This window comes from Paenibacillus sp. J22P90 (assembly GCF_059692195.1).
In genome coordinates this window covers 669,062-692,438 of record NZ_JCAUAY010000001.1, presented here as the reverse complement: position 1 = coordinate 692,438, position 23,377 = coordinate 669,062, and the positions used below count along the sequence as shown (strand labels likewise).

The following is a 23,377-nucleotide window of genomic DNA, read 5'->3' as shown; positions in this document are numbered from 1 at the left end:
TGATGGAATGTCTATCTGGGATCGGGTTGTGGCGTATATAAAAAAAGAATGGTCTGCCTTTTACAGCAGCCATTCTTCTAATCTCAATCCCTAAATGTTTCACGCAACCGACCAGCCATCCACAGACACGTCTCCCATAAATTACTCACGGGCTCATTCGTAAACGGAATGGTCGGCATATAGCCCGGTGGACCGAACTCCGGCGTGATCGTCGTATAGGCGAAGCCTTTTCTTGCGCGTGTTGCCACAATTTGCTTCCACCACGACTCATGTGCTTGCAATTCTCGGGCATACTCAGGTGCCCCGGGATGCGGGACTTGAGGGCCTTGGGCATGGCCGACACGGGCATGAATATGAATCGTTCTCTCCATAGCCAGCTGCAGCTGCTCGGTCTGATCTTCCAGCATCGATTCACAGACACAACACCAGTGACTAAAGTCTGCTGTGAGCTTCAAATCAGGGAGGGCTGTCAACAATTTCGCGGTCGTCCACGGCGTAAACATCGCACGATGCCGGTGTGTCTCATGTCCGACAGGGATCCCGTATTTATTCTCAATCTCTACCGCATGTTCGAAAAATTTCAATTGCCTTTCAAAATCCATGCAATCCCGCGCACTGTGGGAAATAATTAACTCTGGCGCAAGCGCAGCCGCTGCTTTCACACCAGCAGTAAAAGCTTCTTCATGCTCACCAGATGTCGAAATGAGTGCAATATAGCTGAGCTTGTGCGCTTGCAAGAGCGCCATGAATTCCTCACGATGCTCCGCTGATGGAACGGGACCTTCCACACCGTCATATCCGGCAGCAGCGATTGTGGGTAAAGCTTCTTTGTAGGTAGAAGATTCCATTCCCCACAACGATTTGATTAATCGAATCTCCATTGCTGCATTCCCCTTATTTAGAATGGCCCTTCGGCTTTTTCCCGCTCCATCTTTCATCTACCTTTTCATTCGCAGATTGATACCTCGCATCTACACTGATCCGGTATTGGTTCGTCGTATTTTCAAGGGAACAATGCATCAAGAACATGCCAAAGATGAGCACATCTCCCGCCTGAAATTCCGTTGTTGCCCATTTACCGCCAAATTTCTCCGTAATGAATAGTGGATCATCTGTATAGTGATTAACCCCATCACGATCAGAATCTTTGGAGCCATAGGACGCCTTCAATTTCTCAAAACGGTGTGACCCGAGGCAAATGGCTAGACCTCCCATCTCATAAGGGACATCGCCCAATGGAGACCATACCGTATACACGTTATGAGTGCCTCGCCCCATGTAAACGATATCATAGTGCGCCCCAGTGAAATCGCCTTTCCCAACGGCTCTTAGCCATTTGTAATGGTACGTTAACGATTGGTCACCAAGAAATTCATCAAAGAAGCGCATGATATGATCGCCATTCAAGACATTCAAGAGGGCAGGCAAGTCTTCATTCGTTCCCCCAAAGAAAATGGTTTTGCTGCCATCAGACATCACACCATCCTCAAGCTGCGTGTCGCGATTTAGCTTGCCCATCTGCGCCATTTTTTCCAAGATACTTGTACGAGCCGTAAGCACCTTGTCCCGATCATGAAATCCACGAATGAGCAAGTAGCCATCCTCTTCCATTCGCTCACGCAATGCTGCAATATCATGAAAAATATCATTAGAGCTTCTCAGTTCCTCTAAATGCTCACCATGCATCTCTAATTCACGGTTGCCTACTTTCAACATCGTCGTCATCGTCATCCACACTCCTAAGTGTTTTCTTGCTTGCTCATAGTCTAAGTATAGGTTGTGGTGACGATTTCAACCATGGATTAGCGTTGCCATTTCATGTATAATCGTACAATAATGATGCTCGAAGCGGAGGAGTCCCCCATGACCTTTATCGACATTCCCTATAAATTAGAAAAGCAAGACGTTCCCACCCCCGTATTTCTCTCCATCTGGAAGGTTCATGCTGATAATCGCTATGAAGTAATGAAACGGAGTGGCTTTGAAATTCCAGGTCTATTCATTACCTATGAAGGAGAAGGCAGCATTACAGTGGCCGATCGAACTTACCAACTAGAGAAAAACACCTTTTTCTTCGTAGAGGACGGCATTCCTGCCATGTACAAATGTCTAAACAACGATTGGAAGTTTTATTTCCTGGAATTCAGCCAACTGGACATGGCCCGCAATCTTCGGCTTCCAATAAGGGAAGTGAATTCTACTGGTAAAATGGCAGAAGCCATGCAAATGTGCGAACGGATGATTGACGGCCTGATTGCACAGCCCCTTGGCTTCGAATATGCATCCAACATCTTGCTGCAAGAAATTTTACTTCTATGGGCAAAAGAACATGCCGTGGTTGCTCTTTCTCATCACATCGAGCTCAACCAAATCCTCATCTATATCCATCGGAATTTGGACAAGCAAATTCGCATTGAAGACCTGCTCCAGCTAAGCGGCTGGTCGCGTACGACCTTTTTCACTAGGTTCCGCGCATTAACAGGCTTATCTCCAACCGATTATCTAATAAAACTAAAGCTAGCGGCTGCGAGAGTTGCTCTCGAAACCACTAGCTTATCGTTGAAAGAAATTGCAGCTAAGCTGCATTTTTATGATGAATTTCATTTTTCCAAGCTATTTAAGAAAGCATTCGATCAATCCCCCAGCACGTACCGTAAGGTGAAATTGATGGGCACTGAGAAGATCTAGTTCAAAATCTTGTTAGCAATCCAAGCAAGATCCGCAATATCGATTACACCGTCTTTAATAACGTCAGCAAATTTAATGGAGTTCCAGTTTGCATCAGCCGAAGTTGCGCCATAGTGCTTCGCAACAATAGCCAAGTCACCGATACTTACTTTCGTATCGTTGTTTAGATCTCCTGGTGTTCCTGTTATCATTGAAGCTTTGAAGTTTGCCAGTGCAGCACTCAATTCGCTCGCAGCTTGTGCAACATCATCTTGGCTTGCAGACGCATCATTAATGACCGCAATCGCCGTGCCGATCGCCTCAAGCAGATCCGCTTTGGAGCCAACTGGATATTGACCGACGAGTATACCTTCCACTGCTGCATCATGCAATTGCTGAGCCTCCGAGATAAGGGCTTGCAGCGACGCTTTATCCACATACGCAATGGCAATACCATGAGACGTTATGGCGAGACTAGTTTCCTCTCCAGTGGCATCTGCGATCAACAGCTTTGAAATCGTAATTGTGGTACCCGACGATTCGCTTAGGGATTTGGATTTCCAATGCAACTGCAGCAGATCGTCGTTAGCAACCGTTCCCGAATCCCCCCCGATTTTGACCGCAAGAATTCGGACCTGATCTCCCGTCAGCTTCTTATTCACAATGGTTAAACGATCGCTGACTGATTCAACACCAACAAATTCAACTTTGGCTGGATCGAAGGTGAACGTCAAATCCTGAGCTAAGATGTTCTCCGCTGTATTGGCCAATCCGTAGGTCAAATCAAACGTGCCTCCAGTAATAACCGTGTTCACACCATCAAGTAGAACCTTATTGGGTTGTGCCGACTTAGCTGGTACGACAACCGGCAAACTAACCGTCAACGCTTTGGTACCATCTGACGTCCGCGTCACTTCCAAAACGAGATTTACTGTGTGCGCCTCATCAGTTGGTACAAGAGTTCCATCCAATTGAATAACCGAAGGTTGATCCGTACTTTTAATTGCAAGGCTGTAACCGGCTGGCACATTTGGCAGTGTCAAGTTGCTGGCATCCTGTGCAGGAGCTGCGATACTAGTAATGCCAGCAGCAACCTCTGCGGCTGTCAACGCTTGTGGATGGGTTAAATCATCGACAACCAAATCATCGACGATTAACACAACATCAATCGCTGATAATGACGGCTGGGCCGTTTGTTTAACTGATTCGATGGCAATATAATAATCGTCCTTACTGCCCGTTTCAAAATCTAATACCGCATTCGCTGTACCTGTAGATTTAATAATCGGCAGCGTAAATCCTGGTAGTAAGGATTTGCCTGTACCTGTTGCAGTGGACAATGGCACGCTATAGGTCTGACCATTTGATCTTGATTTGGCAGAAAGCTGATACAACCCTGCTTTATTCGCCTCATAACTCATGCTGATTTTATAATGGGTATTCGGCAATAGCTTGAGCGTTGATGGCACAGTTGCCAAGAGCTCAGCAACAAGCGGCGTACTTGCATTTGAAATGAAATCTTGTTCGTTCGACTTCAAGGAGAAATTCCCGTTAATCACGTAAGTCATTGGCTGCGTAATATAAGGATCGGCAGCTTTCAGCTCATCACTCACCTTTTCTGCCAAATGCGTCTGACCTCCGCTCGAAGCTGCTTGGAACATAAATGGACCATAGCCTTCTGAGACATTTTCGAAGTCCTCATAGAAGTAATGAGTGCCAAAATCGGTCTTGCTTGGATTCTCCCACAGCTTCACATCATCCCACCACACGTTGGAATTCGCTGCGCTCGTAGCATCAGCTTTCAGGTAAATCGTTGCTTTTCCTGTGGCATCCGCCGTAAAATCAACCTTCATCCGTTGATAGAACGTATTTTTGAATTTACTAGGCTCTTCTAAGTTCTTGATCTTCGATGAAGTGATAAAATTCGTTACTTCCGGGCCGCCATAGTTTTTCACGCCAATCGTCACTGTTCTGTCTGAGGTGCTTCGCGACTTGTTTTCGTTACCGGTTGATGTCGTAGCATTATTAATATCTACCCAAACCGAAGCCGTGTACGTTTTCCCCGCTTCCAGTCCGTAGACGTTCTGTGTAATCGTAGCATCGTCTTTCCCAGCCACTTTTAGGAAGTTGTTCTTCAAGGAATCATGCTCAACAGTTACATGCCCAGCTGTCGCATTCGTTGTAGAGGTTTTCTCCCATGAAGCAAAAGCACCGCTATCGAAGCCCGGATCTTTCACAGGTCCGCCGAATCCGAAATCGCCAGCTTGCTGTGTATCTGCATTTTGTTCATCCGCTTTAGATTTGTAGATCACATACGGAACGCCGATGGTTGTGTTGTTGATCGTGACTGAACCACCCGCAACTGGCAGCGTGCGCTCCCATACACGCCCTGTGTCCGTAAGCTTATACATTTCAATGGAAGACAAGCCGCTCCAGCTGTTAGGCAATTCCCACGTTGTCGAACCACCTTTTGGATTCCAGTAGTAGATCTTGGATTCATTTTGTGGATCCCATGGCAGGAAAAGCTGACTCTTCTGATTACTTACATCTAATTGACCTACGCCAGTATCTCCCCAGTTTTTATGGTTCAACACATCATATTTCGCAATCGTTTTGCCGTCCTTCTTGAGCGAAGCTGTGCCAATGATATAATTCGAATCTGCGCTATCTGCATGGTATTCATCCAAGGAAGCGACGACTCCGTCTCCAAAAACGACCGTTTTATCCATACCAGAAGCATCATGCGTCGTATTAAGAATTGGGAAGTGCTGCATATATTTCGTCAACAAATTGTTATTATAAAATAAATCAATCCCGTTCTGCATATCCGTTCTGCCTTGCCAAGTCCCAACCCCTGCCTGCAGCATACCTCTCAATAAAACGCTAGTATACGGGCTTGGTGCTTGGAACGTGTCTTGATACTGGTTTTTAATAAAACGGATAATCTGACTGCCCGGTGTTTTACTTGGGTAATAAGGATCGGTTCCCCAGTGGGTCCAAATCACATTTTCCTCAAGCGGCCCAGAGAACTCTGTGGCAAACCAGAAGCCTAGTTTATTTTGAATAATTTTAGAAAATTGATTCGCGTGCCAACCAGCTCCGCTGTAGACATCATCATAAATCATAGCAAGATTCGGCACTTCTTGTTTAAGCTGGGTATACCTTTTCTCCAAATCACCGCCTGCTAAATCTTTGGCACGATTCGATGGATACGTAGGGTCAACCCAGTCATAGTTTGAGCTCGTGCTGCCCCAATTTTCCGGTTTAGCATAATAAGCATCGGGATCTTGACCATCAATATTCGTATGAACGCCGACTTTCACATTGTACTTTAAGCCTTCATCGACAAGCGTGTTAAAATCTTTCAACCCGCCTTCACGAATGCCGAAATGGCCTGCAAGGTCTGGGTGACTATCATCATGCCCCTCTGCCTGATATCCTTTTTCCAGAATAAGTTGCCCGAATCCATCGTACAAATTGTATAGCTTCTTGGCGTTATCCAATGTACGTAAGAATGGGTTTTGCGCTAAGCTGTTGAAGTTCATCGCAATATACGAGACATATTTATTGATTTCGCTTGCGCCTGGAAGGAGATTTTCCGACCATTCATTGCGGAAATCAATCGCTGCATCTTTCCAATCCGCTGTGCCATCATCGTTCCGATCAGGTGCAATAATAATTTTTGAAGAGAAATCAAATTTCGGTGGGAATTTACTGTCATCGATGATATCTCCTCTTGCCGTCCACACACCGTTCCACATCGAAAGCTGCTTATTAACACCATCGGAATCTGCTTCAATATTCATTACAATTTTGCCTGGTGTCTCGACAACATCATTCATCATCGACGCCGCTAACTTGCCATCACTTACAAAACCGTACGATCTTAGCTTACTATCCACAGCTTGATCTTTAAGTTTCGTTCCGTAGATCGCATCATTGGTATAAAATTCATCACTCATTTTGTTCCATTCCCCAGTTACCCATGAGGAAGCCCCTTGCGCATCAGGGTTGCTGCTCGACACCGTAACTAACTTATGGTTAGGGAATTCTACTGTTCGCACTTTGTAACCTGAAGGTTCACTATTAATATGTGTAGCCATGTTCACGATATTGCCTGTGACTTTATACGTAACTGCCATGTTCACAGTGCCTGCTGGAGCTTCTGAGGTATCATCCAAGACAGGAACGTCTAGCTGATAAACGACGGTATCTCCTGCTGTTTTCGTGGCACTTCGTACAGTTGCGAAGCCGTCATTCCCGTTTATTTTTACATTGTATAGAAAATCGGTTTGACCTTGCAGGGTTGCATTCGGTGCCTCGCTACCTAGCCACGTATAACTGCGTATAGTCGGGAAGCGGTTATCCAGCGTCACACTTAATTGATCGGATGAAATCGTAATCGGCTGAAGCGTTGTCGGTTGCGGCGGTGTTGGCGGGATATAAGCTTCTTGTGCGATTTGGTTGATCGTAATATTTTTCGATGTAAACCAACTTCTTAAGCCTACCTTACCTTCAGCGACTGGGAAATCCGCACTTCCGCTGCAAACCAACGTGTCGTTTAACCAGACCTTAATGCTCTTGCCGATATATTTAATTTTAAGTGTGTAATCGGTATTTGCCGTAATATTAGGCCCGCTGGTTGTCAGGTCGCCGTAATGCGAAGCATCGGTTTGCCAGCCCCAATTCCCGTTTGTATTATAGTAAATCATCGCGTAAGGCTGTGAAGGGGAGATGTATCTGAAAATAAATCCGATACGTCCCGTATCGATATTCGTTCTGAACTTGATGGTGTAGGTACCATCTTGGATCGGCAGCGAATCGTTATCATAGATTTCTCCGAACAGATTGGAGATGTTCAGCTTATTATTCGCGATAGCTGGTATCGGTGAGTAGGCCGTTCCATCTATTTTATTCCAAGTGCCTGTTAGGCCATCGTTATAATTCCGAATGTACGTCGTTGGTTTCGGCGGTGTATAGACGTCACCTTCCTTATACGTAACTTGCATATCATCCATGTAAGTTGTTAATGTTCCTGTGGAGCTTGCTGTGTAACCCTGGCTGCCATTCATAACGGACATGCCCACTTGTGTACCCGTATAGATCTCAGTGCCATCCACTGTAAGGGTATAGGTATCCCCTTCATACGCTACACTCACATTGTGTGCCACGCCTGAACTTAAGGGTTGAGGCGTGCTCGTTAAGTTATACGATACATCTGCTCCGGCTTTTTTACCTGTTAACGTCCAGTTACCAGTACTATCCGTTCTAACTGAACTCCAGTTGCTCTCATCGACATATCGGAACAACAGTCCTGCAGAGCTGTAATTGCCATTTAGCTGCAGCTTCGTGCTGTAAGTTCCATTAATGGCTAACGGTGATTTGCTGTCAACCACTTGGCTTGCGCCATTTGTTGTCGTTATTTGTGCAACCTTTCCATTAAAGCCTTGTAAAGGCGTTTTGAACGAATACGTAGGAACAACGGCTGTCGCAGCCCCCATTTGTAAGCCCGGCGTTGCGTCATCTGTAAAATTTCTCGTATAGACGACCGCATTTCCTTTATCGCTATCCGTTACTTTCACATCATCGATATTTAATGTCTTTGCAGCGTAGTAAGATCGAAAGCCCACCTTCCCCCCCGCAAGCGGTAGGGCACCACCAGAGTTTGATGTGTAGACAAGTGCTCCGTCGAGATATACTTCGTATGTATCCCCGCTGAATGTCATTTTAAATGTATATGTTTTGCCAGGATCGAGTTTGATTGTCTTGTTTAAATAAGACCCCCAAACCTCACTTCCCCCATTAAACCCATCCCATATCCAACCATTCCCGTCACGTGAAACCATCGCATAATGCGTTGGATCCTTATATCTTGCTATGAATCCAAACTGCTCAGAAGCCCCTCCATCAATGTTTATTTTAGCTTCGAATGTCCCATTAGCCACATCAGGCATATCGTTAAAATAAAAGATTTCATTTCCGCCATTCGGGTTCTTCGCAGCCAAAAATTGACCATTCATTCCAGAGTAGGTAGCTCTTGCGCTTACCGCTGTGTCGGACGTTACTGCCCCTTTATCAGAGAGGTTTACTTCTGTTCCACTTTCGAAATCATTTGTGTAGGTCGTACTCTGACCACTCGCTGCCAATGCTGTAGCATTACCAAACATCTGAAACGCACCTGATAATGGAAGTACACTTGTAGCTAAGAGTGTAGTTGAAAGAATAACGCTTAATTTACGCCTAATTGACCTCATCTCATAACCTCCTGCTTATTGTTTGCGATGCCTCGAAAGCTAACTATCAATCGCGTTTCTTTCGGGGCATCGTTTGAGGAATTGCGTGTTATTCCAAAATCTTGGATGCTACCCATGCAAGGTCATCAATGTCTACATCGTTGTCATTGTCGATATCCGCCAGCTTGTATTGATTCCAATCAGCGTCTGCCGATGTTTTGCCATATGCGGAAGCCACAATCGCTAAGTCACCAATGGAGAATTTGCCATCTACATTCAAATCGCCTGAAACAGATCTGATTTGAACGCTGAGCGAGCTGCCATTGACGCGTGATTCAACTCCGCTGCCGTTCGCTACCTTTACGTCGGCAAGTGTGAGCGCTGCGGATTGCGCGATGGTTTTTGCCTGCCATTGTAAGGCTAGCAATGCGCCAGTCACATTCGCAGCATCTGCGGTCGTGCTTGCTAACAGCAGTCTAACCTTGCCCGGTTGCTCTGATTTATTCACGATAATCAGATTAGGATGAAGAGACTGCACCGAAAGGAAGGCCAATTGATCAGGGTTATACGTGATGGTTAGATCCTGCGCATACACATTCTGCATAGGCGTTAGCGCATATTGCAAAGTAAAAGTAGCACCAGACGTAATAAATGCCGGTCCAGTTAAGGACGCTGTCGGTTCACTTGGAACTACAGCTGATACAATCACTTCTTGTGTAGCCTGCTTTCCTCCCCATGCCGCAGTGATGGTCGTTTGCCCTGGGCTTAAAGCATGGAGGATGCCCGTGCTGTCGATGGAAGCAACCAACGGATTACTGCTTTCATACGTTATGCCCTCGGTAACAAGTGAGCTATCGTTCTCACCGTATGTTGCATAGACGACCGAACTGACCGTATCTCCCACTTTCATCGCTGCCGGAATATTCGTTAACCCAATCGATTGGAGGGGATTCGTTGCCGGCGTATATACAAAAGCATCGATAGCCCCGATTGTATTACTGGATGCAGCATTTTTCGTTCCTTTCACGACGACCTTAATCGTATGTGTTCCAGCAACTAACCCGCTTCGACTAAACAGGACAACTTGTTTAGTCGTCGATGTTGCATAGCCATCGATATCTGCCTGTGCTAAAACGCCGTCCAGGTACACATCGATTTTCCCCAGATTTGTTTGCTTCATACTGATAAAATCAATGGAGGTACCGACAAAGGTAAACTGTGCCGATGCACCTGCCGTACCAATGTACTTCTCCGTACCGCTATAATCTGCGCTATCGTTATACGTGCTCCATGTCCCCGTGTACACAATGGCAGGATCACGGTCATCAACCTTGATTTTCTGTACGGGTTGAACAGCACTCGGTCTTGTATTGATATAATTCACATCGTCGATGTACAATACTTTGTTATCAAACCATGTTCTCAGACCTATTTTCCCAGGCGTATTCAGAAAATCAGCTACGGTTGTAGAACCAACCTGTTGACCATCGATCCATAGTTTAATACTGGAATCAACAAAACTCGCTTTCACGTCATACGTTTGGCCATTCGTAAGCATTATTGGAGCTAGTTCACCATAGTGTTCTACACCGTCTTTCACGTAATACCATAGCCATTTGCCATCATACAGCACACCGGCATAATTGTTCACGTCCGTGTAGCGGAAGAGCAGTCCGACTCTCCCCATCCCTGTTTGAACCTTCAGCTTCATGGCCAAATCAGCATCTTTGTACACAGGTGAATGATCGTCGACCATGATCGCTACTGGATTGGCAACTACTTTCAACGCATTATTTTCCACGGTGAATGTGGCGCTTCCCGTCGTTGAAGATTTCTTCCACCCGCCGACCACACCGTTATCAAAATTTTGCTGATAAGCATCCCCTACAAAGGTAAATGCAGTCGTTTCATTACTAGTCGTAGAAAGTGTGCCTTCGGCATCTTTGGACCAAACCACGAAGCGGTATAGCTGCTTCTCGTTTAACCCTGTTACCTGCAGGCTTGTGCTTGCAGCTGGCACATTGATACTTCGCGTTTTCGTCGAACCTTGGTAAACGTCCACCACATAGCCCGCAACCGTTGCTCCGCTAGTAGGTGCCGTCCACTGCAAATCCACAGTTGTCGTCGTATGTGCCGGTGATTGCACTTGCGTTGGTGGAAGTGGAGGCGGTGTGACACTGGATGTAATCGTATAGGATTGGCCTTCTTCGGTAGCAAAAGTGATCGTATCACCACTACGCGTGTAGCTCACCGGAGTAGCGTCAGCCGCTGTCAACACTTGAAATTGCCCCGTATGTGTGAACGTTTTCTCCTTTACATGTGCCACATTGCCCTCTAAGGAAGTGATTTTCGCACTCGTCAGTATTGTCCCGTTCCAGCTCATATCCACTTCAAAATCGCCTCTTGCCTTCAAGCCTTTCACATCACCTTTCGGCCAGGTCGAAGGAAGCGCAGGCAACAAATCAATCGTGCCTGTATGACTTTGCAAAAGCATCTCTGCAATCCCCGATGTTCCTCCGAAGTTCCCGTCAATCTGAAAAGGCGGACCTATATTGAATAAATTCGAATAAGTACTTACGTCAAGCTGTCCTTGGAGAATCTTCTCGGCATGGTCGCCATCGAGCATGCGAGCCCACATGTTCAGTTTGTTCGCTCTGCTCCACCCCTCTGCTTCATCACCACGCTGTGTAAGGGTTACTCTCGCCGCATTGAACAGGTCGGGCGTTGTTACTTTATTGATTAAGTTGCCAGGATATAACCCCACCAAATGCGAGATGTGGCGATGCTGGTCGTTCGGATCATCAATATCTTCCTTCCATTCCTGTACTTGCCCGTATTTCCCGATTTTCGGCATCGAGAGCCTGCTGCGTTTATCTAGGAGTTCGTTGCGGAATTGAGCATCGATACCGAGCACTTGGCTTGCTTCAATGCAATTGGTGAATAATTGCCAAACAAGCTCTTGATCATAGGAATCCCCAATGCTTAATGAACCGTGTTCAGGCGAAACACCTGGCGTAGATACTAAAGTCCCATCTGTATCCGTGACAAGCGTTTTTGTCCAAAACTCAGCCGCTTCTTTCATAATGGGATACAGCTTATTTCTTAAATAGTCCGTATCGCCAGTGAACAAATATTTCTCCCATAATTGCTGCGAGAGGAAAGCTCCTGCCGCTGGCTGCCAACCCCAATTACTGATATCCCAGCCCGGTGCGGTGTAGCCAAAAATACTGGTAAACGTATGGATCGTCCACCCTGAGCCTGATACGCCATGATGTTTCTGCGCTGTGACTCGCCCTGGTGCTCGCAACGAATCAATAAAATCCACATACGGAATGGCCGTTTCACTTAAATTCGTCACTTCCGAAGGCCAATAATTCATTTCAAGATTGATGTTCGTATGGTAATCCGCGCCCCATGGCGGTGTCTTCGAGTTATTCCAAACCCCTTGTAAATTGGCTGGCAGTGAGCCTTCACGTGATGAAGCAATGAGCAAGTAGCGGCCATATTGGAAATAGAGGGACTCTAATGCACTGTTGCGCGTACTTTTATAACTTGTCAGGAGCTGGTCGGTCGGAATCGTAGCAACTTGATCATTCAAATTAAGCGATACTCGCTTAAAGAGTTGTTGATAGTCCGCTAGATGGCGTGTACGCAGCGTCTCATACGACTTGGCAGAAGCGGCTGCCAACCTATCATTGACGGTTACATGTGGATCCGTTCCTACATAGTCCGGATAATGATTGGCGTAATCGGTGGCAGCCGACATGAGAATCGTCACAGAGCTAGCACTAGCTACCGTCAGCTTCCCACTGCCAGCAGTCACCGTTCCCTCATCGGTTTGGACACGGAACTGTGATTCATATGCCATATCATTGTCAGCCAGCTTGCCGCTCAAGGTCAGTGTACTGCCATTAGCCACGATAGAAGGCGTCGTCTGCGGACTTGTAACCCTGATATCCAAATTCATTTGATTCGGTTGACTACTAGTAAGACGCATAACCATCACATTATCTGGATAGCTCATGAAATATTCGCGTGTATACGTGATACCATTCTGTTTGTAGGTCACTCGCGCAATACCATCCTCCAGATCAAGCTCCCGCCGATAGTCGGTAACATTCACTGATGCTGGAAGTGCGAAATCAAAGTAGATATCACCGAAATTTTGATAATTTCCGAATTCCGGATAATCATTTAAAGTTCCTGTCAAGTATTGCTCAGCAATCGCACTTGCCCCGGCTACATCGCCACTAGCTAGTTTCTGATTTACATCCGCCAAATGGTCAGCAGCCCCGTCTCTGTTGCCGTCTCTTCCCCCTCCAGCCTTCGACTCCGGGCCCCCCGTCCAGAGTGTCTTCTCGTTAAACTGAATATGCTCTTGATCAACACCGCCAAACACCATGCCGCCCATGAATCCATTGCCAATCGGCAGCGCTTGTGTTTGCCAATCAGTTGCTGGTTGTCGATACCATAAAGCAAGGTTATGCGCTGGAGGACCCGCAGACCCTGTGTTTGTAACGGTAGATGCCGCATGTGCGGTTTCAATCGGCAAAACAGTAGATATGCCAGTCCATCCAGTCGTTATACATGCGGCCATCAGGAGACTTACAATCGATTTCTTCTTCATGGTTAATCTCAGCAGCTTGCGCAAAACAATCACCCTTTCTGGTTATCAAAAAGTGGCCTTGCATATTGCGACGAAACTCGACATGATACGACATGTATCATTTAAGACATAACGAATCAAGCGTATCTTCAGCGAAAATACACTTTCATCATTAACTACCGCTACCCGTTCATCAAACTCTCTCGATACAGCTTAGGGCTGTATCCCGTCGTTTTCTTGAACATTCTACTGAAATGCTCCACATTCAGATACCCGACCGTTTCAGCAATATCGGTAATTTTATTGCCCTTCTTTTTCATTAACCTTTTTGATTCCTCGATACGTAAATTCGTTAAATATTGGATGAAATTACAACCGACCTCTTTGGTAAATTGCTTACTTAAGTAACCTTCGCTAACGCCAACCATTTCGCTAATCATCGTGAGATTCACGTCCTCCGTATAATGGAGATCAAGAAATTGCTTGGCTAGTGTGACAACACCGCTATAGTTAACATCCATTGTTTTTCCGTGAATGTGTTGAAATAACTGACTGCACATGCGTTGCAGCCAGGTTTTCGTCTCATCCAATGTCTCCAAACTCTTCATGTATTCAAAAGGATGCTGGAGTTCTTCGTCGAGATCATCCCAACGAATTCCTTTCCGATAGAGCAACCCGCCAAGCTCCCACAGCAAGTCCTCAAATGCAGTGTGAACATCTTGCGGTCTCCAACCCCATGTTTGCCCAAGCAGCAGCTCCATCTGCTCAAACTCCTTGGACCATAGCTGGGCGTTACTTTGTTCTAAAAGCTGCGCAATAGCTGCTCCCGTTGTTTTCAGCGTAACCTGAAGCTTACGGGCATGCTCAATTCCGCTATCCGCACCGTATTTTCCAAGCTCCATACAGCTTTCCGGGTAGAACACCTTATTAAATCCAGCAAAATAACTCATAGAAGCCAAATGGGCAGCTTGCTGATACAGGCGGTACCAAGCCTTGGCACCACTAGCTAGATCGCTTATCCCTATCGAAATGGACACATTGACATACTGATTTAGACGGGTTTGAATCATCGAGAAGGCAGCCTGTACCTTTTCTCGAATCATACTTTCACTGCGAAATTCTGCGAACGAACAGAATAGCACATATTCTGACGGACTCTTCCCATATAAGAGATGCTTTAAGGACATGGCGTCGAGAACGGTTTGCACGGACTGCATAATAAACCGCTGTGTCTGTTCGTCGTTTACAGTTTTCCCCTTCCTTGCAGCTTCAGGTGAGCCTTGTGAAATCGTAATTACGGCAACCAGCTGATTCGCTTCTTCAAGCCACTCCGAGATCCCCGTCCCTGCAGTGGCATAGGTGGATTCTTCCTGCAGAGGATTAATGGAGATGAGCTGCCGAAGGGTCTCGCTTTTCCTATCGATCTCATCATCCATTCGCTTTACAACAGGGGTTGGCGTCTCCTGTGTGTGAAGTTCATTAAGTGCCTTTAAGACAACGGGAACCAGATGTTCCTCATCCATATCCGACTTCACAATAAAATCAATCGCGCCTAGCAAAAAAGCTTCTCTCACATAGCTATACTCGCTGTAAGCACTTAACATGATGGCGACAGGTCTTCGCTTCTGTACAATTGCCGGATGTGCTCGCAGCAGCTCAATGCCATTAAGTCTGGGCATCTCAATATCAAGCAGCATCAAATCGATATCGCCGTGCTGCTCCAGAATAGCTAGAGCTTCCATGCCATCGCCAGCTTCAACAACCACCTGGATGCCCATGCTTTCCCAGTCGATCATATGTTGAAGCGCTAGACGAACAAGCGGTTCATCGTCGACAATCATCATTTTAAACAACCTGTTCATCCCCCATCCGTGAAGTTGATTCCGTTGTATTTATCCTTTCACCGCTCCATCCATAAGTCCTTTAAAAATATACCGTTGAAAAACGATATAGAAGATGGCACTCGGTAATAAAACGATAATAATACCTGCACAGAGCATAGACAAGTCCGAACTGCGTGTACTCACGAACGAAGTCAATGAAGTAGCCAACGTCGCTAACTTCTTATTAGGCATATATAACTGCTGAACGAAGATATCATTCATGATCGTCACACTTTTTAAAATCGCTAGAGTTGCCGTTGCAGGCAGCAGCAGCGGGAAAATGATCGAACGAAAGATTCGAACATACGACGCACCATCCAGCATAGCACTCTCGTCAAGCTGTACCGAAATCTTTTCGAGAAATTGCATGTAAATGTAAATCTGCATAATATCCGTGCCAATATAAATAAGCAGCGGTGCTCCCAACGTATTATAAACGCCGAGTGTATGCAGGAGTTGAAAGCGAGCAATCTCTGTCGTGTAAGCCGGAATAATCATCGACATCATAAACAGGAGGAGAATCCACTTTTTCATTCTGAACTGAAAACGATTAAGCACAAACGCGGTCATCGTCCCAAGCAGCATATTTCCTAGCATACTCAATACCACAAGCACGACCGAGTTCCCAAGCCCCCGAATCATATTGCCTTCTTTCAAAGCACTCACGTAATTATCGATATGAAAAAAACTCTTTGGAAGCGAAAACGGCGACGTTTCAGCAAGCTCCAAATTCGTTTTAAACGAGCCAAATACAACGAGTAAAATGGGTACGAAAATCAGGATAGCCATCAGCGTAAAAAGCACATAGTACACGATATTAGCAGCTACACGCTGTTTGCTCATCGATCGCGTACGGCTTGGCAACGGCTGCTTTCTCGTCTGTTCAAGCGTTAGTGTTCGTTCCATGCTAAGCTCCACTCCTGTCTCTCACGATCCATGCTTGCAACGATGAAAAAATGATAATCAGTAATAAGAGAATAACTGCCATCGCTGAGGCCAGACCGTAATTGTTGTAAGTAAATGCGGTTTGGAGTGAAAAGAGTCCAAATGTGCTGCTTGCGCTGCCTGGACCGCCGTTCGTCATAACAAGCGGAATATCATACTGCAGAAGGGCTCCAGATACATTCATGAACAAAATAATTTCAATCACGCGTCGGATGCCTGGGAGCGTTACATACCTTTGCTGTTGCCAAAAGTTCGCCCCATCAATTTCTGCTGCTTCATACAGGTCTTTCGGAATCGATTGCAGTCCTGCAAGAAACAACACGATATGCACGCCGCTGTAACGCCATAAAGATACAACGACCAAGGAATAATTCACAATCTTTGCATCGCTCAGCCAGCTTTGAATCCATGATTCGAGCCCCATCGCTTTCAACAGCTCATTCAACGGACCATTAATCGGATTATAAATGTAGCTGAACATATAAGCCACCGCGATACCATTAATAATGTAAGGCATCAACACCGAGAAGCGGAAAAACGCGCTCCCTCGCAGTGCTCTTGTTAAGAGTACAGCCATGATGATTTCCAACGGGATGGCAATGGCATGAAGAATAAAATAAGTGACGTTGTTTCGAATGGCATGCCAAGCTTCAGGGAAATCAAACAGCATTTGCTTATAATTGTTAAAGCCAATGTACTTAAAGCTAGGACTATACCCATCCCAGCTCGTAAAGCTGTAGCGAAACAATTGCAAAGTCGGATATATGAGAAACAAAAGTAAGAGAGCAACAGGTACGAATAAAAACGAAACGATGACGACTTTCTGCTGCATACGATAATTCATGTAATCACTCCTGTATACAAGAGAGGGCACTATTCCAATCGCTTAGATAGTACCCTCTATTTCTTTACCTATTTGTTCGATTCAACCGCTTTCTTCCACTTGTTGTTCAGTTCTTTCTCTAATGTCTCAATCGGTTTGCCAGAGTAAATTTCCTGTGCAGCTTTTTTGAAATCAAATTGTGCCGCACCGCTTACTTTGGCAAAGCCTTCATCCGTTGCTGAGTAGATAAATGGTTTAAACGGATACTTTTCTGTCCATTTGTTAAAGAAAGGAAGATCCGTGCTCACACCATTGATCGTGGAGAACTGTTGCGCCATATTAATGAAGGATTGGTACACATCTTTACTGAACATCCAGTCGAAGAATGCTTTTGCCTCTTCTACATTTTTACTGTTTTTGTTAATCCCGATATTCATATCGGATACAGTCATGGATGTCAGTGGCTCGCTTTCTGTCGTGCGGAAAGGAAGAGGGAATACGCCAAGATCTTCATCTGTTTTCACTTTATTCGCATAGTCTCCGTAGTACCATTGACCCGCTGCGATCATCGCCGCTTTTTTGGATTCGAATAATTGTGTGGATTGATCAAAAGATATGGATAGGGCATCAGGTCCTGCCAGTTTCTTAGTTGACATTTCTTTGATGATTTTCCCAGCTTTATCAAATGTACTGCCCTCTCCGAAAGGTTCCGGCGTCTTCGCCAAATTCGCTAAGTAGTTCTCATCCCCAGAAAGAATGTGAGGGCCGAACTCCATGAATGGATAGAATGTCCAGTCTTCCTTGCCTCCGATGGCAATTGGCGTATATTTACCATTCGCTTTAATTTTATCCATCGTTGAGAGAAACTCAGGCATTGTTTTCGGTACTTCCAAGTTCAACTCTTTGAAGATACTTGGGTGGAAGTATACAAATTCCGAGAAAGAAACGAGCGGTGCGCCTAATGTTTTTCCATCAATTTTCGCTGGAAACTTATTATTCTTAGCACCTGCTAAATCATCGAGTGGCAGAAGGGATTGCTTGTAAATTTGCATATGTGCAGGCTTGAGGTAGAACAGATCAGGCAAATCATTCGCTGCTAATCGTACCTTCAAGTATTGACCGCCGTTGTCCGGTACCATCTCAATATCTACGGTCACGTTCGGCTTCAGCTTCGTGTATTCCTTCACTTTGTCTGTCCAGAATTTGAGATCGCCTTTGGCATCCCACATCGCAAGCTTCAACTTCACTGGTTCTGCTGGTTTAGGCGTCGCGACCGCCGCCTTGCTTTCGGCTGGTTTGACTGAAGCTGCAGGTGAAGCCGTATCCTTGGCACATCCTGTCAGTGCGCTCAGCATAACAAGTCCGCCTACTAATGCTGTGCTTATCAATTTTGTTTTTCCCATTCTTGAAACCCCTCCAATGAATGTTTCTTGATTCGGTTGTTGTTTAACCTGTCTTTATCATACACGGGATGAAAACGTATCCAAATGATCTTTTCGGCTATGAAGTTGATCTTTTTGGATCTGATTTAAGCTTCCAATCGAAGCGGTCGCTCTTCTTCCTGATCACGAAGAATAATCGGGATTTTCATCGACACTTTCGTTCCTTTTGGCTCATTCACAGTCAAAATAATGCCGTAATCCTCGCCATGGTGCAGCTGGATCCGATGATGGACATTGGCAACACCCATGCCCGTAAACGTATGCGGACTGCGCCTTGTACGGAACTCCTCGAGCTGCTCTTCTGTCATCCCCTCGCCATTATCGGAGATCACAATATGCAGGCTGCCTTCGTGAATGCGTGCTTGAATACCGATTTTCCCACGTGTTTCTTTGCCAGCCATACCGTGTACGATGCTATTTTCCAAAATCGGCTGAAGCAGCAGCTTAAGTAAATACTTTGATTCTGCCTGCGGATCGATGTCCCATTCCACTTCAAATTTATTGCCATAACGAATCTCCATGATATAGAGATAATGCTTTAAATTGGCGATTTCATCAGAAAAACGGATAAGTACACCGCCTCGGTTAAATGCGGAGGAGACGAGTCGCATCAGGGCATTGGTCATGTTACGGATGTTATCCACTTTACTAATCAGCGCCATTAACTTGATGGCATTCAATGTATTAATGAGAAAGTGCGGATTAATTTGCGACTGCAAGGCAGCAAACTCTGCTTTCCGCTTCGCTTGCTCCTGTTCCTCTCGCTGCCGTAGAAGCAGCTTAATTTGATCCAGCATATGATTGAACGTTTTGCCTAACGCTGCCATTTCCGCAATTCTAGAGGTCCCAATCTTGGCGTTCAGTTCCCCTTCCATTACAAGCGACATTTTACGGACTAGTACATGAATAGGCCTTGTTAAACTGTGAACTAAATAAAACGAAATTAGCAGAAATACAACGATAACGGCGATTGTTGCGAATAGGACAAACTTAAAAATACGCGCATAGTTGGCGGTAACCTTACTGTACGGTATTTCTTGAACAGCCTTCCAGCCTGTATCCCCAACGCTCGCATAGGTGACTAGCATCTGACGACCGCTCACCTGATCGATAAAATGCCCTTCACGCGCACCTCTGATTTGCTCTAGCTTTGCCGGCGTTAAGCTCGATTGATCCCAATTGTAGCTGGCTGTGACTACCTGCCCTTCCTTGCTGACAATGACATAGGTGGAATCGTCGTTGGGCTGCTGTCTTAAGATTTTATCAAACGCTTCCTCATTCAGTGAAAAATAAATCATTTCGACATTACTTAGCGTATGGTAATCACTGGGTGCAATCGCGGCTGCCACGGCTAACGGCTCCATTACACCATATAAGAGCGTTTGCTGCAGACTAAGAAACTGCACATTATCTTTTTGCTTAAGTAAGCTTTGATACCACGCTTCCGAACGCAGCTCCTGCTCATCCTTGGTCAAGTTCTGCTTAAACGAATACACGCCTCCATCTTTATAGAAAAAATGGATCGCCAGAAGCTGGCTGGACATCGAGTAGGTGTATCTGCTCAGCGCAAGTGTCAGCTCGTTGATATACTTGAATCGGTTGCTCTCATCCGCTTGATGCAGTGATGTTGCTGTTGATAAAACATCTCGATCCACACCGACGGCAGCAGCAGCGTATTCAATTTTACTGATCTCCTGCTGAGCGGAATAGGTGACAGCATGAAGGGTTTGCAAGGTTCGCTCCGTTGTTTGCTGCAGTAAATCGCGTTTGTATACATGAAGAATCATGGTAGAGATGGTCACAATCGGAAAAACAACCATAACAATTAATAAAATATGGAGAGTCACTGAAAATGACCATGGTTTAGCAAATAACTTCAACACCTTCACCCCGTAAGTTCAAATACGAAATAAGACTTCGTAAACATACATTCGGTCTATTTAGGGCGATGTCCTTTAATTGGATGAACGACAATATCTCCCTTTTCCCAGCAGGTTGGCAGAGCAACCCCCTTACTCTCCCCCAGCCAAGAGTCGCTTCAGAACAACAACCGCTTCGGCCCGGCTTGCAGGTGCCAGTGGCGCAAAGTCTGTAGCTGTTCTCCCCTCCATGAGTTTTGCCCCAACAGCAAGCTTTACAAAGGATGCTGCCCAGTCGCTCACTACGTCATCATCACCAAAATGGATTGATTCGTCCATCTTCATATCCTCCACTTTTGTTCCGCTTGTATATGCCTTAGCTCTGATCAGCATCGCTGTCATTTCCTCGCGTGTAATGTTGGTCTCAGGAGCAAATGCCGTCGCAGATACCCCATTAATGAGTCCCGCTGAGTAAGCCTTCTTTACTGTCCCTTCATACCAGCTGCCAGCTGCTACGTCGTTGAATGGCATCTGATCTGCTTTGTCATCTTTCAGCTGTAATGCTTTGGCCAGCAGGGTCGCAAATTGCGCCCTTGTCACGCTTATATTCGGTGCAAAATGATCGTCATCCATTCCCTCTACGATACCCTTCGTAACCATTTGCATAACATCTGTCTTGGCCCAATGCCCAACAAGATCGCTGAAAATTTTACTAACATCTACGGCATCATTCCGAGTAAAAGTTTGACTTTTTAAATTGTGATCTACAATTTTTAACGTGGTCCATTTAATGTTCGTTACGCCTACTTTCTTAGCTCGGAAGGTAATTGTGCCAATATCTAAATTCCCCTTCTCACCCTCTACCTTTCCTACTTTGGTGTGAGCTATCGTAAGCTCATTCCCTTTGATCAGTGGAGAGACGGAGAAACCCTCTATGTTCGTTTCAGCGCTAATAACCTCCAGCTTGCTAGGATCAATGCTAAATTTGGCCTCATAGGCATACAAATCCTGAATATTTTCACCTTTCATAGTAACGGTAAACTCACCCGTCGATTCGAGATCTGATGTCTTCATGACAAACTGGGAAGCATTCTCCGCAAAAGCAGGAGCTGTCCCAATCAAACCCAAACAAAGATTGCAGACTACGGTAGCTAGGATTGTTTTTCGTTTCATCCTTACTCATCCTCTCGTATAAAACGACATTTTTTGCAAGCGTTTGCAAATCTGCGAATGACAAAATCACTTCCGTCTCTATGAAAAGTATAGCTATAGGGAGAATACATTTTCATGATCTTTTTGGTTGTGTACATGATTATTTTTGATCTGTACGGGACAAGTTTTGTGCGCTATCCTCGTTTTAGTTCGGAAATATCGGACTACTGAGATTTCTAAATGCAAAAAAACCTTACGAAGAATCGCAAGGTTCATCTACTTACTCAAGTACCGCAAAAGGTACGGTAACAGCTGTTCGACAAAGGCGGCGTTGCATACTCAACCTGCTCAGCGGAGTATTCAAATGGGCTTGAAAGAACAGCAAGCAGCTGTTCCATGACACTATAATCACCATGTTTTACAGCGGCTTCTAATGCTTCTTCTACGAGATGATTTCGTGGGATTATCGCCGGATTGCTATTGCGCATCAGTTGTAGTGAGGAAGCTTTCGTTTCCTCCTGCCTACCCAATCTCGCCTGCCACAATTCATGCCACAGCCTAAATTCAGGGCTGTTAAACAGGTCCGTATCTTGTGTCTCATCCAACGTTAAAGCACGAAACGTATTCGTATAATCCGCGCGATACGTCTGCATCAGATGGAGCAGCTCCTCAATGAGGGATTGATCTCCTTGCTCCTCCTCCAATATCCCCAGCTTAGACCTCATGCCGGAGAACCAATGAGCATGATACTGCTCGGAAAATTGTGCAAGCTCATCCTCGATCAGTTTGCTGCCCTGCTTCTCCTCTTCATGTAGCAATGGTAGGAGTGCTTCAGCAAATCTGGCGAGATTCCAGGCGGCCATGTCAGGCTGTTTGCCAAAGGCATAGCGGCCCTCTGTGTCTCTGGAACTGAACACGGTTGCTGGATCATAAACATCCAAGAATGCACATGGGCCATAATCAATGGTTTCTCCACTGATGGTTATGTTATCCGTATTCATCACGCCATGTATAAACCCAACTAGCTGCCATTTCGCAATCAAATGCGCTTGGCGCTTAATCACCTCTTGAAGCAGCGCTAAATAGCGATTTTCATGACGAACAGCCTCAGGAAAATGTCTTCCTATTGTGAAATTAGCCAGCGCGCGGAGATCTTCCATCGTACCGAAGTGCGATGCATACTGAAAGGTAGCAAAGCGGATATGACTAGCAGCGACACGGGTTAGAATGGCACCCTGTTGTTCCGTTTCGCGAATGAATGATTCGCCTGTTGAAACAACGGCTAGACTCCGGGTAGTCGGAATCCCCAGCGCATACATAGCTTCACTCACGATGTACTCGCGCAGCATCGGTCCAAGTCCTGCTCTTCCATCCAAATAGCGGGAGTAAGGTGTCTTACCTGAACCCTTCAACTGAATATCGACTCGTTTGTCTTGGGGAGTCAACTGCTCACCAATAAGATGTGCTCTCCCATCCCCTAACCTATTAAATTGTCCAAATTGATGCCCTGCATAAGCTTGCGCTATAGACAGCCCGCCATCTGGTAATTTGTTTCCAGCAAATACGGCTAAGCTGTCATGACTTCGCAACGCTTCTTCATCTAAACCCAGGGTTGCTGCCAATGGAGCATTCAATTTCACTAACCTCGGTGAGCTCACTGGAGTTGGATTGATCTTGGTATAAAAGAAACTAGGCAACCGCGCATAGCTGTTGTCGAAGTTCCATCCCGCATCTTTGACTGCTCGATTCTCTGACATCATGTCTCCT

The 23,377-nt window shown here is 45.7% G+C and carries 12 protein-coding genes; 1 reads left to right on the top strand and 11 read right to left on the bottom strand.

Features of this window, described 5'->3' with window-relative positions:
* Positions 1-83 precede the first annotated feature (83 nt).
* Both AC58UX_RS02580 and AC58UX_RS02575 read right to left on the bottom strand, forming a co-directional pair.
* Positions 84-881, bottom strand: coding sequence for a sugar phosphate isomerase/epimerase family protein (locus AC58UX_RS02580; RefSeq protein ID WP_497249425.1), 798 nt, complete (start codon positions 879-881; stop codon positions 84-86).
* A gap of 13 nt (positions 882-894) precedes the next feature.
* A complete protein-coding gene (locus tag AC58UX_RS02575; RefSeq protein WP_497249423.1) occupies positions 895-1,725 on the bottom strand; it encodes a phytanoyl-CoA dioxygenase family protein in 831 nt (276 codons plus the stop codon).
* Positions 1,726-1,863: 138 nt separating this feature from the next.
* Between AC58UX_RS02575 and AC58UX_RS02570 the strand changes: the two genes are divergently transcribed.
* On the top strand, positions 1,864-2,688 hold the full coding sequence (locus AC58UX_RS02570; RefSeq protein ID WP_497249421.1) for an AraC family transcriptional regulator: 825 nt from the start codon (positions 1,864-1,866) through the stop codon (positions 2,686-2,688).
* Here the strand turns inward: AC58UX_RS02570 and AC58UX_RS02565 are convergent.
* The 9 genes from AC58UX_RS02565 to AC58UX_RS02525 all read right to left on the bottom strand — a co-directional run bounded on the left by AC58UX_RS02565 (position 2,685) and on the right by AC58UX_RS02525 (position 23,367).
* Positions 2,685-8,921: an endo-alpha-N-acetylgalactosaminidase family protein gene (locus AC58UX_RS02565; protein WP_497249419.1), complete on the bottom strand. Its 6,237-nt coding sequence runs from the start codon at positions 8,919-8,921 to the stop codon at positions 2,685-2,687. The two genes, AC58UX_RS02570 and AC58UX_RS02565, sit on opposite strands and share 4 nt — an antisense overlap.
* A gap of 88 nt (positions 8,922-9,009) precedes the next feature.
* Positions 9,010-13,527, bottom strand: coding sequence for a glycosyl hydrolase family 95 catalytic domain-containing protein (locus tag AC58UX_RS02560; RefSeq protein ID WP_497249417.1), 4,518 nt, complete (start codon positions 13,525-13,527; stop codon positions 9,010-9,012).
* 161 nt (positions 13,528-13,688) lie between these two features.
* On the bottom strand, positions 13,689-15,368 hold the full coding sequence (locus tag AC58UX_RS02555) for a helix-turn-helix domain-containing protein (protein WP_497249415.1): 1,680 nt from the start codon (positions 15,366-15,368) through the stop codon (positions 13,689-13,691).
* Between the two features lie 30 nt (positions 15,369-15,398).
* Entirely contained in the window at positions 15,399-16,295 is an 897-nt protein-coding gene (locus AC58UX_RS02550; RefSeq protein WP_497249413.1) for a carbohydrate ABC transporter permease, read from the bottom strand.
* Between the two features lies 1 nt (position 16,296).
* Complete coding sequence (locus AC58UX_RS02545) at positions 16,297-17,178, bottom strand: carbohydrate ABC transporter permease (RefSeq protein WP_497249411.1); 882 nt, start codon at positions 17,176-17,178, stop codon at positions 16,297-16,299.
* A gap of 68 nt (positions 17,179-17,246) precedes the next feature.
* Entirely contained in the window at positions 17,247-18,560 is a 1,314-nt protein-coding gene (locus AC58UX_RS02540; protein ID WP_497249409.1) for an ABC transporter substrate-binding protein, read from the bottom strand.
* A gap of 125 nt (positions 18,561-18,685) precedes the next feature.
* On the bottom strand, positions 18,686-20,446 hold the full coding sequence (locus tag AC58UX_RS02535) for a sensor histidine kinase (RefSeq protein ID WP_497249407.1): 1,761 nt from the start codon (positions 20,444-20,446) through the stop codon (positions 18,686-18,688).
* A gap of 165 nt (positions 20,447-20,611) precedes the next feature.
* A complete protein-coding gene (locus AC58UX_RS02530; protein ID WP_497249405.1) occupies positions 20,612-21,631 on the bottom strand; it encodes an S-layer homology domain-containing protein in 1,020 nt (339 codons plus the stop codon).
* A gap of 263 nt (positions 21,632-21,894) precedes the next feature.
* Positions 21,895-23,367 carry a protein adenylyltransferase SelO gene (locus AC58UX_RS02525; protein WP_497249403.1) on the bottom strand — a complete coding sequence of 491 codons (1,473 nt, stop codon included), beginning with the start codon at positions 23,365-23,367 and terminating at the stop codon, positions 21,895-21,897.
* Positions 23,368-23,377 lie beyond the last annotated feature (10 nt).

Coding starts and splice junctions, on each gene's coding strand:
- AC58UX_RS02545 (WP_497249411.1), bottom strand. CDS start 17,178: ATGAATTATCGTATGCAGCAGAAAGTCGTCATCGTTTCGTTTTTATTC.
- AC58UX_RS02525 (WP_497249403.1), bottom strand. CDS start 23,367: ATGTCAGAGAATCGAGCAGTCAAAGATGCGGGATGGAACTTCGACAAC.
- AC58UX_RS02565 (WP_497249419.1), bottom strand. CDS start 8,921: ATGAGGTCAATTAGGCGTAAATTAAGCGTTATTCTTTCAACTACACTC.
- AC58UX_RS02580 (WP_497249425.1), bottom strand. CDS start 881: ATGGAGATTCGATTAATCAAATCGTTGTGGGGAATGGAATCTTCTACC.
- AC58UX_RS02560 (WP_497249417.1), bottom strand. CDS start 13,527: ATGAAGAAGAAATCGATTGTAAGTCTCCTGATGGCCGCATGTATAACG.
- AC58UX_RS02530 (WP_497249405.1), bottom strand. CDS start 21,631: ATGAAACGAAAAACAATCCTAGCTACCGTAGTCTGCAATCTTTGTTTG.
- AC58UX_RS02555 (WP_497249415.1), bottom strand. CDS start 15,368: ATGAACAGGTTGTTTAAAATGATGATTGTCGACGATGAACCGCTTGTT.
- AC58UX_RS02570 (WP_497249421.1), top strand. CDS start 1,864: ATGACCTTTATCGACATTCCCTATAAATTAGAAAAGCAAGACGTTCCC.
- AC58UX_RS02550 (WP_497249413.1), bottom strand. CDS start 16,295: ATGGAACGAACACTAACGCTTGAACAGACGAGAAAGCAGCCGTTGCCA.
- AC58UX_RS02575 (WP_497249423.1), bottom strand. CDS start 1,725: ATGACGACGATGTTGAAAGTAGGCAACCGTGAATTAGAGATGCATGGT.
- AC58UX_RS02540 (WP_497249409.1), bottom strand. CDS start 18,560: ATGGGAAAAACAAAATTGATAAGCACAGCATTAGTAGGCGGACTTGTT.